Source organism: Streptomyces scabichelini, from assembly GCF_011045015.1.
In the GTDB taxonomy this organism is placed as follows: domain Bacteria; phylum Actinomycetota; class Actinomycetes; order Streptomycetales; family Streptomycetaceae; genus Streptomyces; species Streptomyces scabichelini.
Genome location: NZ_JAAKZY010000003.1, coordinates 35,525 through 51,435, shown reverse-complemented (window position 1 = coordinate 51,435; position 15,911 = coordinate 35,525). Strand labels below are relative to the sequence as shown.

At 67.8% G+C, this 15,911-nt stretch carries 12 protein-coding genes and 2 pseudogenes; 4 read left to right on the top strand and 10 right to left on the bottom strand.

Annotated elements, in window-relative coordinates:
- Positions 1-12: 12 nt before the first annotated feature.
- A complete protein-coding gene (gene exaC / locus G5C60_RS01615) occupies positions 13-1,536 on the top strand; it encodes an acetaldehyde dehydrogenase ExaC (RefSeq protein ID WP_165254322.1) in 1,524 nt (507 codons plus the stop codon).
- A 240-nt stretch (positions 1,537-1,776) separates the two neighbouring features.
- Here the strand turns inward: exaC and G5C60_RS01610 are convergent, their stop codons facing one another.
- Both G5C60_RS01610 and G5C60_RS01605 read right to left on the bottom strand, forming a co-directional pair.
- The gene (locus G5C60_RS01610; protein ID WP_241266408.1) at positions 1,777-3,147 is read right to left on the bottom strand and encodes an RICIN domain-containing protein; all 1,371 of its coding nucleotides are present in this window, start codon (positions 3,145-3,147) and stop codon (positions 1,777-1,779) included.
- Positions 3,148-3,178: 31 nt separating this feature from the next.
- Positions 3,179-4,609, bottom strand: coding sequence for an endo-1,4-beta-xylanase (locus tag G5C60_RS01605; protein WP_165254321.1), 1,431 nt, complete (start codon positions 4,607-4,609; stop codon positions 3,179-3,181).
- Between the two features lie 813 nt (positions 4,610-5,422).
- Between G5C60_RS01605 and G5C60_RS01600 the strand changes: the two genes are divergently transcribed.
- A complete protein-coding gene (locus G5C60_RS01600) occupies positions 5,423-6,889 on the top strand; it encodes a non-reducing end alpha-L-arabinofuranosidase family hydrolase (protein ID WP_165254320.1) in 1,467 nt (488 codons plus the stop codon).
- A 92-nt stretch (positions 6,890-6,981) separates the two neighbouring features.
- Here the strand turns inward: G5C60_RS01600 and G5C60_RS01595 are convergent, their stop codons facing one another.
- The 8 genes and pseudogenes from G5C60_RS01595 to G5C60_RS01565 all read right to left on the bottom strand — a co-directional run bounded on the left by G5C60_RS01595 (position 6,982) and on the right by G5C60_RS01565 (position 13,405).
- Complete coding sequence (locus G5C60_RS01595) at positions 6,982-7,341, bottom strand: hypothetical protein (protein WP_241266417.1); 360 nt, start codon at positions 7,339-7,341, stop codon at positions 6,982-6,984.
- 108 nt (positions 7,342-7,449) lie between these two features.
- Positions 7,450-7,948, bottom strand: a pseudogene (locus tag G5C60_RS01590) (GtrA domain-containing protein); the annotation flags it as partial.
- Positions 7,949-8,558: 610 nt separating this feature from the next.
- Positions 8,559-8,765 (bottom strand): hypothetical protein, encoded by a 207-nt coding sequence (locus G5C60_RS53485; RefSeq protein ID WP_338145650.1) that lies wholly within the window; start codon positions 8,763-8,765, stop codon positions 8,559-8,561.
- A 508-nt stretch (positions 8,766-9,273) separates the two neighbouring features.
- A complete protein-coding gene (locus G5C60_RS01580; RefSeq protein ID WP_165254390.1) occupies positions 9,274-9,864 on the bottom strand; it encodes a TetR family transcriptional regulator in 591 nt (196 codons plus the stop codon).
- A gap of 114 nt (positions 9,865-9,978) precedes the next feature.
- Positions 9,979-10,074 (bottom strand): annotated as a pseudogene (locus tag G5C60_RS50905) (PaaI family thioesterase); the annotation flags it as partial.
- 198 nt (positions 10,075-10,272) lie between these two features.
- Positions 10,273-11,190, bottom strand: coding sequence for an alpha/beta hydrolase (locus tag G5C60_RS01575; RefSeq protein WP_338145649.1), 918 nt, complete (start codon positions 11,188-11,190; stop codon positions 10,273-10,275).
- Between the two features lie 63 nt (positions 11,191-11,253).
- Entirely contained in the window at positions 11,254-12,315 is a 1,062-nt protein-coding gene (locus G5C60_RS01570; protein WP_165254318.1) for an alkene reductase, read from the bottom strand.
- Between the two features lie 298 nt (positions 12,316-12,613).
- Complete coding sequence (locus tag G5C60_RS01565) at positions 12,614-13,405, bottom strand: SDR family NAD(P)-dependent oxidoreductase (protein ID WP_165254317.1); 792 nt, start codon at positions 13,403-13,405, stop codon at positions 12,614-12,616.
- A 361-nt stretch (positions 13,406-13,766) separates the two neighbouring features.
- Here G5C60_RS01565 and G5C60_RS01560 point away from each other — a divergent pair, with 361 nt between their 5' ends.
- Both G5C60_RS01560 and G5C60_RS01550 read left to right on the top strand, forming a co-directional pair.
- On the top strand, positions 13,767-14,306 hold the full coding sequence (locus G5C60_RS01560) for a TetR/AcrR family transcriptional regulator (RefSeq protein ID WP_338145648.1): 540 nt from the start codon (positions 13,767-13,769) through the stop codon (positions 14,304-14,306).
- Positions 14,307-14,878: 572 nt separating this feature from the next.
- A complete protein-coding gene (locus G5C60_RS01550; RefSeq protein ID WP_165254315.1) occupies positions 14,879-15,892 on the top strand; it encodes an NADP-dependent oxidoreductase in 1,014 nt (337 codons plus the stop codon).
- Positions 15,893-15,911 lie beyond the last annotated feature (19 nt).

Here is a 15,911-nt window from a genome sequence, read left to right as displayed (position 1 = left end):
AGGCAGAACAGCATGACCCGTTACGCAGCGCCCGGCACCGACGGCGCGATCGTCTCCTACCAGGCGCGCTACGACCACTTCATCGGCGGAGAGTACGTGCCGCCGGCCCGCGGGCAGTACTTCGAGAACCCGAGTCCGGTGAACGGTCAGCCGTTCACCGAGATCGCTCGGGGCACGGCTGAGGACGTGGAGCGCGCGCTGGACGCGGCGCACGCAGCCGCCCCCGCCTGGGGCCGCGCCTCGGTGACCGCACGCGCCGACGTCCTCCTCAAGATCGCCGACCGTATGGAGGCGAACCTGGAGCAGCTGGCGGTCGCGGAGAGCTGGGAGAACGGCAAGCCGGTCCGCGAGACCCTGGCCGCCGACATCCCCCTCGCCATCGACCACTTCCGCTACTTCGCGGGAGCGATCCGTGCGCAGGAGGGCTCGCTCGGCGAGCTGGACGACGACACCGTCGCGTACCACTTCCATGAGCCACTGGGCGTAGTGGCGCAGATCATCCCGTGGAACTTCCCCATCCTGATGGCGACTTGGAAGCTCGCCCCGGCGCTCGCCGCGGGCAACGCGGTCGTCATCAAGCCCGCCGAGCAGACACCGGCGTCGATCCACTACTGGATGAGTCTGATCGCGGATCTGCTGCCGCCGGGCGTCGTGAACATCGTCAACGGGTTCGGGGTCGAGGCGGGCAAGCCGCTCGCGTCCAGCCCGCGCGTGGCGAAGGTCGCCTTCACCGGGGAGACCACGACGGGGCGGTTGATCATGCAGTACGCCTCCGAGAACATCAAGCCGGTCACGCTCGAACTCGGCGGCAAGTCACCCAACATCTTCTTCGACGACGTATGGGCGCAGGACGACGACTTCCGTGACAAGGCCCTCGAAGGCTTCACGATGTTCGCGCTCAACCAGGGCGAGGTGTGCACCTGTCCGTCCCGGGCGCTCGTCCAGCAGGGCCACTACAGCGAGTTCCTCGACGCCGCGGTCGCCCGCACCGAGCAGATCAAGCCCGGTCACCCGCTGGACACCGAGACGATGATCGGCGCCCAGGCCTCCAACGACCAGCTGGAGAAGATCCTCTCCTATCTGGACATCGGCCAGCAGGAGGGCGCCAAGGTGCTGACGGGCGGACACCGTATCGAGTACGACGGTGAGTTGGCGGGTGGCTACTACGTCCAGCCGACGATCTTCCAGGGCGACAACCGGATGCGGATCTTCCAGGAGGAGATCTTCGGTCCGGTCGTCTCGGTCACGTCGTTCGCCGACTTCGACGACGCCATCAAGCTCGCCAACGACACGTTGTACGGGCTGGGGGCCGGCGTATGGACGCGGGACATCAACACGGCGTACCGCGCGGGCCGTTCGATCCAGGCGGGCCGGGTGTGGACGAACTGCTACCACGCATATCCGGCGCATGCGGCGTTCGGTGGTTACAAGCAGTCCGGCATCGGCCGCGAGAACCACAAGATGATGCTGGAGCACTACCAGCAGACGAAGAACCTTCTGGTGTCGTACTCACCGCAGAAGCTGGGCTTCTTCTAGCGCGTGAAGTCGGTTGCCTGGAGGCATCGTTGTACGCCAGGCGACCGACAGGCCGCCGAGATCTCCCTCCGCGAGGGCGTTTTCTTCGAACGCCACTTCTCCCACGGCCTGGTCGTCGGCCGTGCCCCATCCGAAGGCGTGGGAGCTCTCCTGAAAAGGTCTCTCCATCCTTCAATCTGGGATGGACGTCGACGGAGTGGAGCCAGGGTCATCCTGGCTCCACTCCGTGGTGCGGGCGTGTCACTGGAACTGTGCGAAGAACCTCCAGATCTCTGCTTTGGTCCAGGTGGTGACGCCGCTTTCGCCGGAGGAGCCGTCGACCGGACCGGGTATGTGGCCTCCGTCGAACGCGGCCCATTGGACCGGGTATCCGGCACGGCAGCCCGAGTAGGTGGTGGTGATGTGCGTTCGGCTGCCCGGGGCGGGCTCGCGCGGGCTTTGGGCAGTGCAGCCGTTGTTGGCGACGAACTTGTCGCGCAGGGACCGTCCTTGCCCGATGTTGAGGACGTTGTCGCTGATGCCGTGGATTCCGAAGTAGGCGATGGGCTGGTTGCCGCCGCTGCACCCGCTGATCTGAGCGCCGGAGATGACCGCGACGGCCCTGAAGACGTTCGCCCGGCTGCAGGCGAGTGCGTAGCTCATGCCGCCGCCCCAGCTGAATCCCGTGGCGAAACGCTGTGCCGGGTTGACACAGAGGCCGCCCTCGATGCGACGGATCATGTCGTCGACGAAGGTGACGTCCTCACCGCCCGAATTGGCCCAGCCGTTGCCGAGGCCCTGGGGGGCGACGAGGATCGCGCCGTTGTTCGACTGTTCCTGTTGGCCGTAGTAGGACCAGGCGTTCGCGCTCGTGCCGCCCGAGGCGACTTCGCCGGCGGTTCCGCCCCGCCAGTGGAACGCGAAGATCAGCCGGTAGCGGTGGCTGTTGTCGTAGTTGGCGGGAACCCTGAGGATGAAGCTGCGGCTCTTGCCGCCGCTCTGAATCGTGTGCGTACCGCTCGCCAGAGTCGGGGCGCTGCCGCATCCGCCGCCGCCACCGGACGACAGCTTGATCATCTGCCATTGCTGGTTGGCGCCGCCCCAGTCGGAGTACTGGACGACGTTGCCGCCGTCGGCGGTGGAGGCGCCCTGCACCTCCACCGCCTTGCCGCTGGTGCGGTTGATCAGCCGGACGTGGCCCGCGTCGGAATCGGCCAGGCGGAACTGCTGATTGGCCCCGTTGCCGTCGGCCCACTGCTGGATCGCGGCACCGTCTGCGGTCGAGGCGCCGGCCACGTCGAGAACCTTGCCCGAATGCCGGGCCTTGAGCCGGTAGAAGCCGCCGCCGGAGTCCACGAACTGCCACTGCTGGTTGGTTCCGTCGTTGCGCGTCCACTGGCTGACCCGCGCGCCGTCGGCGGTGGACGCGCCGGAGACGTCCAGCGCCTTGCCGCTGGTGCGATTGACCAGGACGTACCAGGCGTTGGTGTCCACCGTCGCCGCCTCGGCGGGCGCCGGATTCACCGCGGAGAGCATGCCGATCGCGAGGGCCGCCGCCACCACGGCCGCGACCCGGGACCACCAGCGATGTCTGCGTGGAGGGGCGGGGGAAGCCGCACCGTAGGTCTTCATCGACTCACCCTTTCGTCAGTGGCAGGTCCCATCAGGTGCGGGCCCAGCGTTGGTTGCTGCCGCTCGAGCAGGAGTAGAGCTGGATCAGGGTGCCGTTGGCGGTGCCGCTTGCGACGGCGTCGAGGCAGAGGCCGGACTGGACGCCGACGATGGAACCGTCGGAGTTGAGGCGCCATTTCTGGTTGTCGGCGCCCCAGCAGCTGTAGATCTGGACTTTGGTGCCGGTGCCGGTGCCGGCGGCGTCCAGACACTTGTTGCCGTAGACCCTGAGCTCGCCGGCGGATGTGTACGTCCACTGCTGGTTGGTGCCGTTGTTGCAGTCCCACAGATTGAGCTGGGTGCCGTCGGTGGTACTGGTGCCGGGCACGTCCAGGCAGCGGCCCGATGCGACGCCCTTGATCGGTCCGGATTCCGACGGAGGATTGGTGGAACCGCCGTTGAGTGCGTTGAGGACGGCGGTGTAGGCGGGCTTCTTGCTGCCGTTGCCGTTGAACAGCAGCGGCGTGTCCCCCGGTCGCCAGGAGTCGGTGTCGCGCACTCCCCAGACGGTGATGCCCAGGCAGCGCGGGACGGCCAGGCAGTCGTTGGTCACGTTGGCGTAGGTCGTGGCCGAGGCGCCCTGGATGTCGAGTTCGGTGATGGCCACGTCGACGCCGAGGGCGGCGAAGTTCTGCAAGGTGGTGCGGAAGTTGCTGTTGTAGGGGCTGCCGCTGTTGAAGTGCGACTGGAACCCGACGCAGTCGATCGGCACGCCGCGCTGCTTGAAGTCGCGGACCATGGCGTACATGGCCTGGGTTTTGGCCCAGGTCCAGTTCTCGACGTTGTAGTCGTTGTAGCAGAGCTTGGCGGCCGGGTCGGCGGCGCGCGCGGTGCGGAAGGCGACCTCGATCCAGTCGTTGCCGGTGCGTTGCAGGTTGGAGTCGCGCCGGGCTCCGGAACTGCCGTCGGCGAAGGCCTCGTTCACGACGTCCCACTGGGCGATCTTGCCCTTGTAGTGGGCCATCACGCCGTTGATGTGGCCGATCATCGCCTGGCGCAGCGTGCTGCCGCTGAGGCTCTGCATCCAGCCGGGCTGCTGGGAGTGCCAGGCCAGGGTGTGGCCGCGCACCTGCTTGCCGTTCTGCACCGCCCAGTTGTAGACGCGGTCAGCGGCGGTGAAGTTGAACTGGCCCCGCTGCGGTTCGGTGGCGTCGATCTTCATCTCGTTCTCGGCCGTCACCGAGTTGAACTCACGGCCCGCGATCGTCGTGTACGCCGAGTCGCCCAGCCTGCCCGAGGCGATGGCGGTGCCGAAGTAGCGGCCGCTCTGCGCCGCCGCGGCGCCGAGCGTGGTCTCGGCGGCGTGTGCGGGCGGCGGCGCGACCAGTGCGGTGACCACACCGAGGACGCCGACGATCAGCGCCAGCAGCAGGCCGCGTATCTTTCGGCGGATAACGGGTCTGGGAAGGGCATACGAGCCCATGACTGTGCCTCCAAGGTAGAAATCACGGAAGGACTGAAGAGCAGGGGAATGCGTCATCCGCCCCCACTAGGCAGACGGACGGGGCGGGCCGGAACCCGGGCAGCACGGAATCACCGGACACCGCGGTCATGGGACCGGGACGATCCCACAGGCACGGACGGCACCGGGTCGGCCGTCGGGTGACGTACGGCGGGCGGCGGGCGGCGGGCGGCAGCGGTGTTTCGACACAGGCATGGGGGCACTCCATCGCAGCTCAGCCGGGGGACCGCCACGCGGCGTCGCGTACCTCTCCAATGCGCGAACAGCCAGGATGCGCTGGTGCGAACCTCACCGGAACGAAACGGGGTGGCGCAGGTGCTTCGGTGCGCGGATCTGCGGTGCAGCTCTGCGTGGATCTGTCGTGCAGCACAGCTGCTCAGGGCGACGTAGTTCGGAATCTCGAACTACGGTCGGTCACTCAGAGAGGGATGATTGAGGGATTGACGGTGAATCGTCAATACTCACCACAGAGAAAGTTTCTGTTGGCTGCTCGAATCTTTCGGAATCCCGAGAAGCGGCAGACGGCGCTCGCTCAACCCCGCTTCCCCGCGCGAACCCTTGGACTGGCGAGCCTTATCGCGAACTTCCGGAGTGCTGGGAGGAACTGTTTGTGGACAGATCGGCGACAGACCTTGACCGGAGGGCTCCACATTCCTAACTTGTGGCGTCAAAGGTTCGGAGAGGTCTTCGAAAGTTTCGATACTCTCTGCCCCCAGTACGGCCGCTCCGCGGTTCATCGGCGTCACCTCACCCCGCCCCCAAGGAGGCCTTCTGATGTGGTTTCGCCACTCGTCCCCGGTCCGTCTGAGACGCTTACTCGCAGTTCTTTCGCCCTTGCTGCTCGTGGCTACTCTCCTCGGTGCCCAGCCCGCCGACGCGGCGACCGTAGAGCCCAACGCCTCGTATGTGCTGGTCAACCGCAACAGCGGCAAAGCCCTGGACGTCTACAACCTGGCGACCAACGACGGCGCCCGCATCACCCAGTGGACCAGGAACGACCAGAACCAGCAGCAGTGGCAGTTCGTCGACTCCGGGGGCGGCTACTACCGCATCAAGTCCCGCCACTCCGGCAAGGTCCTGGACGTCAACAACGGGTCCACCGCCAACGGCGGCGCGATCGTCCAGCGGACTGACCTGAACAGCACCAACCAGCAGTGGCGGCTGGCCGACAGCTCGGACGGCTACGTGAGGCTCATCGCGCGCCACAGCAACAAGGCCCTCGAAGTACAAGGCGCCTCCACCGCCGACAACGCGAACATCGTCCAGTACGACGACTGGGGCGGCACCAACCAGCAGTGGCAGCTCGTCAAGGTCGGCGGCGACAATCCCGGCCAGTGCGATCTTCCGTCGACATACCGCTGGACATCAACGGGCGCGCTGGCGCAGCCCAAGCCGGGGTGGGTCTCGCTCAAGGACTTCACCGTCGTCCCCTACAACGGCAGGCAACTCGTCTATGCGACGACGCACGACACGGGGACGAGTTGGGGTTCGATGAACTTCGGCCTGTTCACCAACTGGTCGGAGATGGCCTCGGCCAGCCAGAACACGATGTCGAATTCCACCGTCGCGCCCACGCTCTTCTACTTCGCGCCGAAGAACATCTGGGTGCTCGCCTACCAGTGGGGTGGGACCGCCTTCTCCTACCGGACGTCGAGCGACCCGACCAACCCGAATGGCTGGTCATCCCAGCAGGTGCTCTCCACCGCCAGCATCAGCGACTCCGGGACAGGACCCATCGACCAGACGCTCATCGGTGACGGCACGAACATGTACCTGTTCTTCGCCGGTGACAACGGCAAGATCTACCGGGCCAGTATGCCGATCGGGAACTTCCCGGGCAGCTTCGGCGCGACCGCGACAGTGGTCATGAGTGACACGAGGAACAACCTGTTCGAAGCCCCGCAGGTCTACAAGCTCCAGGGCCAGAACCGCTACCTCATGATCGTCGAGGCGATCGGCTCGCAGGGCCGCTACTTCCGCTCGTTCACGGCCACCAGTCTGAACGGCTCATGGACACCCCAGGCCGCGACCGAGAGCAATCCCTTCGCCGGCAAGGCCAACAGCGGCGCCACCTGGACCAACGACATCAGCCATGGCGAACTGATCCGCACCAGCGCCGATCAGACCATGACCGTCGATCCCTGCAATCTGCAGTTGCTCTACCAGGGGCGCAGCCCCAACTCCGGCGGCGACTACGGCCTCCTGCCCTACCGTCCGGGTCTGCTGACACTGCGGCGCTGACGGCGTGACACGAGTTCGGCTCCGGTATGGAGCCGACGGGGCGGGCTCGGCGGAAGGCCGAGCCCGCTCGGGTCACGCGACAACGTCAGGGCTCATACGGCGACGGAGCGCGGGGGCGGGCAACGCTCACCAGCCCGAGGCCGTCCCGCGACGCGGTGCCGCCGCCGGTCGCGCTTGCCAACGGTCCAAGCGCACTGGGTCGCCTGGTGCGCTGCGGCGGACGAGCCGGCCTTCGGTGATGCGGGTGAACATCGCCTCGGCCGGTGAACATCGCCTCGGCCGCACCGCTCGGGTCGTGGGCGGCCGATGCGCTCGTACACGCGGCGATGGCCGCGGTTGGAGGCGACGCACATGGCGCGCTCGGGTCGGCTCATGTACCGCGCGGTGTTGGCGACCTGGCTCTCCAGCGCGCGGACCACCCCACGGGCGATGCGGTTTCCCGACGCCTGCATGATGACGTCGTGGAAAGCGATCCAGCTCGCCCGGCGCGGCCGGTGAAGGGGACACCTTGACGTCCGTTTCCCGCGCTGGCGCCGGGCTCACGACCCGCACTGTGGTCCGGGTCCGGCCACCGGCGAAGACGAACACACGCAGCACCAGGAAACGTCCGATACCGGCGAGCCCGGCGGCGGTGAGGTAGACGACCTGCTCGTAGAGCACTCCGGCCGACGGCTGCACGAGGTGCAGGACGAGCACCGCGGTGGAGGTCACCACGTAGGCGGCCGTGGCCGACCCCGCGGACTGCCAGTGCTGGCGCCACCCGGCATGCCCCGCCCCGAAGGTGAAGCGTGCGTGGAGCTCCGTACTGAGGAGAGTCGAGGCGACGGTGATCAGAGCATTCGCCACAGCCCAGGGCATCAGTCCGGCGAGCCCGGCCACGGCGGTGCTCGACGCGACCCCTACACCGCCGCCGAACAGGACGAACCGGGCGAAGGAGGCGAGTGGACCGGGAGCGCCCGAGTTCCGTCGCACCGCGGCCGTATCGGTGTCCGTCCGTTCCGCACCCCGCACCTCGTCCGCTGCCTCCGGCGTCGCCTTCGGCAAGATCAGCGACTTCATGGGAAGTCCCTTTCGACTGGGAGAGTTGCTGGGCCTCTTTGGCCGGCGGGTTCGCAGGGCGCTGCGCCCGTGCGTTCATCGAGACTTTTGAATTACGACCGTACGACAATAAGCAGGGGATCGACCCGCGGACAAGGTCCTGGCCAGATTTGGGATTATGACCGTACTCACATGAGTGGCCGGGGAGAGCAGGTTCACCACGGCGCAGGCGCCCGGCGCGACGACCGCTCCGCTGCCGCGAGGCCACCGGCCCGGGCAGCACCCCTTCCCGCGGCTTCTCCCTCGATGCCCCTCCACGCGCAACCTGCAGCGGCACGGGAACAGGCCTGACGCCGAACCGGGGAGACTCCGCTACCGACCGCTGCACACAACTGCCCGCGCGCAATTCCGTCGGCAGCCGCCCGGTCCCGAAGGCGGGTCCTGCCGCGGGCGGTGCACGTTGATCGGCCAGCCAGGCCAGGACCGGTCCGACCCGGTCCGGTCCGGTCCGGTCCGGTCCGCAATGACGGTGTCCGCAGCGACGCCAAAGGCAAAAGCCCTGTTCTGACACCGCCGCGCCAGGGCTCCGTACGGGCCTCCTACCTGCTCCCGGGCAGCACCTCGGACTCGGTCACGGCAACCCGGTCCGCCGCCGCTTCGGGGCATGGTGCTGTGTCACCTGGATGTGCCGCAGGCCGAACCAGGCGACCAGCGCCATCAGCGCGAAGGCCACCCCAGCGAGGACGAAGCTGAGGGTGAACGGCGATTCGGCGGGCAGTGCCGGGGAACCGGCGGGGAGGTGCCGGACGCTCTTGGAGGCCGGCACGGTAGTGATCACCGCGCTGCCGATGGCGCTGCCAGTGGAACGGGAGATGGAACCGGCCGGTGGACGAACATCCGCATGTCGACCAGCGGTTCCGGCACCTGCCGCTCGACCAGCACCCATACGGCACCCATGGCGGCGGCACCTGCGAAGGAGCCGATCGTACTCAGTGAGGACCAGCCCCACCCGTGCCCCTGAGTGACCGGCAGCAGAAGCAGCACGAGAGGCGCGGCAGCGCACGGAACGCGCGGCTCCCTGCGTTCGGCCCGGGCGAATTGATGCGTACGTGCGGTGGTACGGCCGTCAGCCGAGGCCGCGGCCTCGGCCGGGAGCGCTGCCCGGTGCGAGCCGTGAAATGCCCGTCGCGGTTCAGGGCGCAGGGAACGGAAAGAGCATGCGGCTGCTGGCGGCGCAGGGATGATCCCCGGTGGCGTCGGCTGAGTCCCACCTGGAGAGCGCCTGGCGGCTTCGGTCCGCTCCCCCCAAGGTCCACAGTCTGGGGTCGGGGATGTGGTGCGGTGTGTCAGACGCGCTGCCCGGCGTCCAGCAGAGTGAGGGCGTTGTTGACCCCCTGTTCGAGGAGCTCGTGGGCGAGTTGGCTGTCGGTCAGGGCGCGGGAGAGCTGCAGTGTCCCGGCCATCAGGCCGAGGAGGCTGAGCGCCTTCACGCGTGCGGAGGACGGGTCCTCGGGCGCCATGCGGGCGGCAATACCGTCGATGAGGATCAGCACGCCGTCGGTGTACGCCTGCCTGGTGGCGTCCGTGCAGCGCCCGATCTCGTCGAGCAGAGCGGCGTTGGGGCAGCCCTCGCCCAGGCTGTCGCGGTGCTGGGGCGACAGGTACCCGCGCACGATCTGCTCGAGTCCGGCACGGCCCGGTGCAGCCCGCGCCACGACACTCTCGGCCTGCGCCTTCAACTGCTCGGCGATGGCCGTGGCGACGAGGTCATCCTTGGATTCGAAGTGAGCGTAGAAGGCCCCGTTGGTCAGCCCCGCGTCCTTCATGAGCGTCGAGACCCCGGAGCCGTCGATACCGTCCTGCTTGAGCCGGCGGCCCGCCATCTCGATGATCCGCCGCCTCGTCTCCTGCTTGTGCTCTTTTGCGTACCGCACCACAGCACACGCTCCTTCGCCGACCCGGAAGGACCGGTTGCCCTTCACCGACTCCCCCAGCCTATGGTATTGCGAACGTAATCCAAAAAATCGACGAGTCACCAAGGACCAGCGGGCCGCCGCCGAGTCGAGCAGGGTGGCGAAGACGCCGCCGTGCACGCTGCCGATCGGGTTGTAGTGCTCCTCCCCCGGCGTCAGCGAGAAGACCGCCTTGGTCGCGCGCGGCGGTGCGCGCGCGTAGCTGAAGCCGCCGTCGTGGTCGGCCGTCCCGACCGTCGCCTGCCGGACCGGGACGAGATCGCGGGCGTCGCGAACCTGCGCGTGACCGCAGGCCATGTCGGCGTCCGTCCACCGTCCCGATCCGGCAGGCGCGCGGATCTTGCAACTGCCGCGCCCGTCCGTACCGCTCGGTCAGATCTTCGTCTTCTCCCGGACCCACGCGCCGATCTGTGCGATGGCGGCGTCGACCTCCGGAATCCGGCCGGCACCGTAGACGTACGAGTGCTGGCCTCCAGGGACCACCACGGTCGCCGTGTCGATTCCGGCGTCCTTGACGCGGGCGGCGAACTCCTCGTCCTCGCCGGCCAGGACCTCGTACGTTCCCCAGGAGACGAGGGTCGGGGGGAGACCGCTCAGGTCCGCCCGGTTCAGATTGATCCGGGTGTCCGTGAACTCGATGCCCGTGCCGCCGATCCAAGCCTCCCGGAAGAACTCCAGTAGTTCCTTGCTGAGAATCTTGTCCGTCTCGGCCTTGGTCACCATGGTCTCGTTGGCGATCTCGAGGTCGCACCAGGGGGAGATCGACACGATGGCGCCGGGCAGCGGCTGCTTCTTGTCGCGGAGGCGAAGCGCCAGGGCGACGGCGATGAACCCGCCGATCGAGTGGCCGATCGTGATGATGTTTCCCGGCTCATACCCTTCGGAGAGCAGCCAGTTGAAGGCCGCCTCCGCGTCGTCCACCTGAGCCGGGTACTTGTGTTCCGGTGCTCGCCGGAAGTCCAGGACCAGTACGGGGGCCCCTGCGGCCTTGGCGATATGGCCGGCGAGCTTTCGGTCGACGAATGCCGACGACAGAACGGAGCCCCCGGCGTGACCGTGCAGGAGGACGTAGTCGGTGTTGGCATCGACCGGCTCGCACCAGATTCCCAGCACGCCACCCGCGTCCACCTCCCGATAAGTGACGCCTTCCGGCTCCCGGGCCGTGAGATGGACGAGCTCCGACCGGGTGCGAATCGCATCCACTTCGGACTCGGGAATCACCAGTCCGGCCATAAAGTTCTCGAACTCGATCGCTTCCTGGCTCAGTTCAACAGCAGCGTGATCAGACACGTGGCACCTCCATGGGGCCATCTGGGCACACCGGCCCGCCAGGACCGGTACAGCCGGGGTTTGTCAGGCGGTGAGGGTGGGGTAGTCGGTGTAGCCGGCCTCGCCGCCGCCGTAGAAGCTGGCGGGGTCGGGGGTGTTCAGGGGTGCGCCGGTGCGTACGCGCTCGACGAGGTCGGGGTTGGCGAGGGCCATGGTGCCGACGGTGACGATGTCGGCCAGGCCGTCTTCGATGTCCTTCGCGCGGGTGGCGATGTCGGCGCCGGCCCGGTTGAGAATCAAGGTGTTCGGCCACTGCTTGCGGAGGGTGTGCAGGAGTTCGTCGTCGCCGCAGTTGCCGATGTGCAGGTAGGCGAGGTCGAGCGGGGCGAGGGCGCGCACGAGTGCCGGGTACAGCTCGTGGGTGTCGCTCTCCGCGATGTCGTTGAACGGGTTGCCGGGAGAGATCCGGAAGCCGGTGCGGCCGGCGCCGATCTCGTCCGCCACCGCGGTGGCGACCTCCACCGCGAAGCGGATGCGGTTGTCGATGGAGCCGCCGTACTGGTCGGTGCGCTGGTTGGTGTTGGTGGCGAAGAACTGGTGCAGGAGGTAGCCGTTGGCGCCGTGGATCTCGACGCCGTCGGCGCCGGCCGCGATCGCGGCCGCGGCGGCGCGACGGAAGTCGTCGACCGTGGCGGCGACCTCCTCGGTGGACAACTCGCGCGGTACTGGCATCTCCTGAGGGCCGGACGGGGTGAACATGACGCCCGCCGGCTGGACCGGGGAGGGGGCGACCGGCTGCCGATGGTGGAGGGTGTTGTCGGGGTGGGACATCCGTCCGACGTGCATGAGCTGGATGACGACGCGTCCGTCGACGCCGTGCACGGCGTCGGTGACCTTGCGCCACCCGGCGATGTGCTCCTCGGAGTAGATGCCGGGGGTGAGCGGGTAGCCCTGTCCGTCGGCGTTGGGCTGGGTGCCCTCGGTGATGATGAGGGCGTGCGAGGCGCGCTGGGCGTAGTACTCGGCGTTCAGCTCGGTGGGTATGCCTTCCGGGGTGGACCGGTTCCGCGTCATGGGGGCCATCGCCAGCCGGTGCGGCAGGGAGATCTCTCCGGCGACGATCGGGTTCCACAGGGCGTTCAACATGGATGTTTCCTCAAATAAGGGTGAGAGAGAGCTGCGGGGTGGCGGGCTGCCTGCCCCGCGGGTAGCGCGAAGGCGGTAACGGGCCGGACGGCCTCGGTGACCTTCCACCGTGGAAGTGGAAGGCGGACTGCGTGGAGAGGCGGCAAGCAAGGGAGGAGGCCCAGCGCGTCGGTCCTCCCCCCGGCCCACGCCGGAGGACGCATCGGTCGTGTGCAGCAGCGGCCGTGCCGTTATCACAAAGGGACGACTCCCGCACCGGAGTCGGAGTGGCGGTCAGCCGCCGGAGTCGGAGCGGCGGTCAGCCGCGGTAGCGATCGGCCGGGACGCGCTGCGACAGGTTCGGGATGAGCGTCTGACGCGCCTTCTCGAACGACTCCCAGTCGCTGATCTGGGGCAGTGACGGGATGGTGACGGGCTCCCCGGCGTCGAGGCCGGCGAGCGCCGCGTCGACGGCGTCGTCCGCGCTCATGATCCACTCGTCGGGGAACGCCGCGAGGTCGAGGCCGGAGCCGTCCCAGAACTCCGTGCGGACGGCGCCCGGCAGCACGGCCTGCACCACGATGGGGCTCTCGGCGAGTTCCTGCTGCAGGGCCTGGGTGAACGTCAGCACGTAGCTCTTGGTGCCGCTGTAGACGGCGCTGACGGGCAGGATGTTGAGAGCCAGGGCGGAGGAGATGTTCACCACGGTGCCGTGCCCGCGGGCCGTCAGGCCCGGCAGGACCGCGGTGGTCAGCCTGGTCAGCGAGGTCACGTTGAGGTTGATCAATGCCTCGGAGGCCGCGGCGTCGGAGGTCGCCAGCGGGGTGAACAGCGACCCACCGGCGTTGTTGATCAGCACCGCGATGCTCTCGTCGGTCCGTAGCCGCTCCTCGACCACGGAGATCTGTGCCGCATCGGTGAGGTCGGCGGTGACGACGTCCACTGCGCGACCGGTGCGGCTGCGGATGTCCGACGCCAGCGTTTCCAGCCGCGCAGTGTTCCGGGCCACCAGGATCAGGTCGTAGCCCCGGTCGGCAAGCCGCTGTGCGTAGGCGGCCCCCAGGCCGGCGGACGCGCCGGTGACGACGGCGGTCTTGTTCTGCGTGGTCATGGGTGGGTCTCATTTCTGGACTGGCGGATGAGCGGGGGCCAAAGCCTCGGCCTCGCTTTAGATTACGATAGGTATCTAAAGTCCTCGAGTCAACGCCCCCGGATGCCGTTCGCCACCGCACTCGGCCGGAGACCGCTCGACGTGCATGCGGGGCTCAGGTCGGCGGTCGATCAGGCTCGGATGCGGGCCCACGAGTTCCTCGCCTTGCGACGACGAGAAAGAGCCGTACGGACTAAAGAGCCGTACGGAATACGGAAAGAGGGCGCCGCGGTCGGCCGCCCGGCACTTCGCGTACCATAGATGCTCTTTACTATCTAACGTGGGCAGGTGACTGATGAGTCGGGTTTCGCAGGCACAAGCGATGGAGAACCGCAGGCGCGCGGTCGCCGCGGCGTCCCAGCTCTTCCGGGAGCGCGGCGTGAACGGCATCAGCGTCGCCGATCTGATGAAGTCCATCGGGCTGACGACGGGCGGCTTCTACAAGCAGTTCCCCTCAAAGGAGGCCCTGGTAGCCGAGGCGGCTCAAGCCGCTTTCGGGGACCTTGATCTACTCCTGGCGTCGTTCGACACGGCCCACGGCGATCACGACACCGCGCGCGGCGCCCTCGTCGACTTCTACCTGTCGGCCGAGCACCGTGACCAGCCCGGCACCGGTTGCCCCACCGCGGGATTCGCAGGGGACATGGCTCGCGAGCCCACAGCCGGGGAGGTGCGCGAAACGTACGCAGCCGGAGTCGAGGAATTCGCCGGGTGGATGTCCACCGACGCCAACGACGGCCTACCCATGGTGGCCACTCTGGTCGGCGCGCTCCTGCTTGCCCGGGCCACGGCGGGCACAGAGCTGTCGGAGAAGATCCTGGAGTCGACCCACAAAGCCCTGACTGCACCACACGGGCCTTGACCCGGAATCCTGGACGCGGGCTATGCGGCTGGGGCCCAACGCCACCTGGCTAAAGGGGCGTTGGGCCCGTCAACTGAACCCACCACCGGCAGACTGAGCCACCACGAACTCCTGCCGCACCGCGCTCAGCTCACCCGGCGGACCTCATACGAAATGCCGGGCGGCCTGGGACGCTCTTCGATGTCTCCCGCCCTCACGGCGTGGCCCCGTTCGCAGCGGATCTGGACCTCGACGTGCGCGCCGCATCCGCGGTGTCGCGCCAGTACGGCCGGACCCTCCGGGCCTGGGCGGTAGCGGTCGCCCCACTGCAGGAGCCACATCACGGCCGGGGCCAGATCCATGCCCTTGTGCGTGATCACCTACTTCGGCCGGCTCCGCGAGCCCAGCCTGTTCCTTGTAGGTCTCGGTGGCCATGGGGTGACCCCAACTCCCCCTGAGTTTACTTTTCTATACTCAGGAAGTAGCGTCGCGACCAGCACATCAACCCGGCCGCACGCGACAAACGGGCGCGCAGGGGGACCTGCGCGAAGAATCACAACAACCACCGGAACACCCACAGAAAGGCGGCCGGCATGAAGGCATTCGTCGTCGACAAGTACGGCAAGAACGGCGCGCGCGCCGCTGAGGTACCCGAGCCCACGGTCGGGGACCGGGACGTCCTGGTCAGAGTGAGCGCCGCCAGTATCAACCCGCTGGACAAAATGGTCCGCAACGGGGAGTTCAAGCAGGTCCTGAAGTACAAGCGTCCGTTCGTACTGGGCCACGACGTGGCCGGCGTCGTGACGCGGGCCGGCTCCGCCGTACACGGCATCGACGTCGGCGACGAGGTCTACGCCCGTCCGCGCGACCTGCGGATCGGAGGCTTCGCGGAGTTCATCGCGATCGACATGGACGATGTCGCGCCCAAGCCGGCCTCGCTCACCCTCCAAGAGGCGGCCGCGGTGCCGCTGGTGGCCCTGGCCGCCTGGCAGGTTCTCGTCGACCGTGCCCACGTGAAGCCGGGGCAGAAGGTGCTCGTCCACGCCGGTGCCGGTGGCCTCGGCTCGACGGTCATCCAGCTCGCCAAACACCTCGGCGCGACCGTGGCGACGACCACGAACACCGACACCGAGAAGTTGGTCAGGGACCTGGGCGCCGACGTCGTCATCGACTACACCAAGGAAGACTTCTCGAAGGTGCTGTCCGGCTACGACCTGGTGCTGGACTCGCTGGGCGGGGCGAACCTCGAGAAGTCGCTGACCGTACTGAAGCCCGGCGGCCTGGCCATCAGTGTCGTCGGCCCGCCGGACGCCGACTTCGCCAAGCAGCTCGGCGCCCCCTCCTTCATGGGCCTGGTCATGTACGTGCTCAGCCGCAAGATTCGCAAGCAGGCCAAAGCACTGGGCGTGCGCTACCAGTTCCTCTTCATGCAGGCCAACGGCTCCCAGCTGCGCAAACTCGGCGCCCTCTACGACAGCGGGAAGCTCCGCCCGGTCATCGACAGCACCTTCCCGTTCGACCAGACGCTCGAGGCGATGGCGCACGTCGAGCAGGGCCGTACCAAGGCCGGCAAGGTCGTGGTCTCGATGGTGCCCGACAACGACTGAGACCGTGCCGGCCACAGAC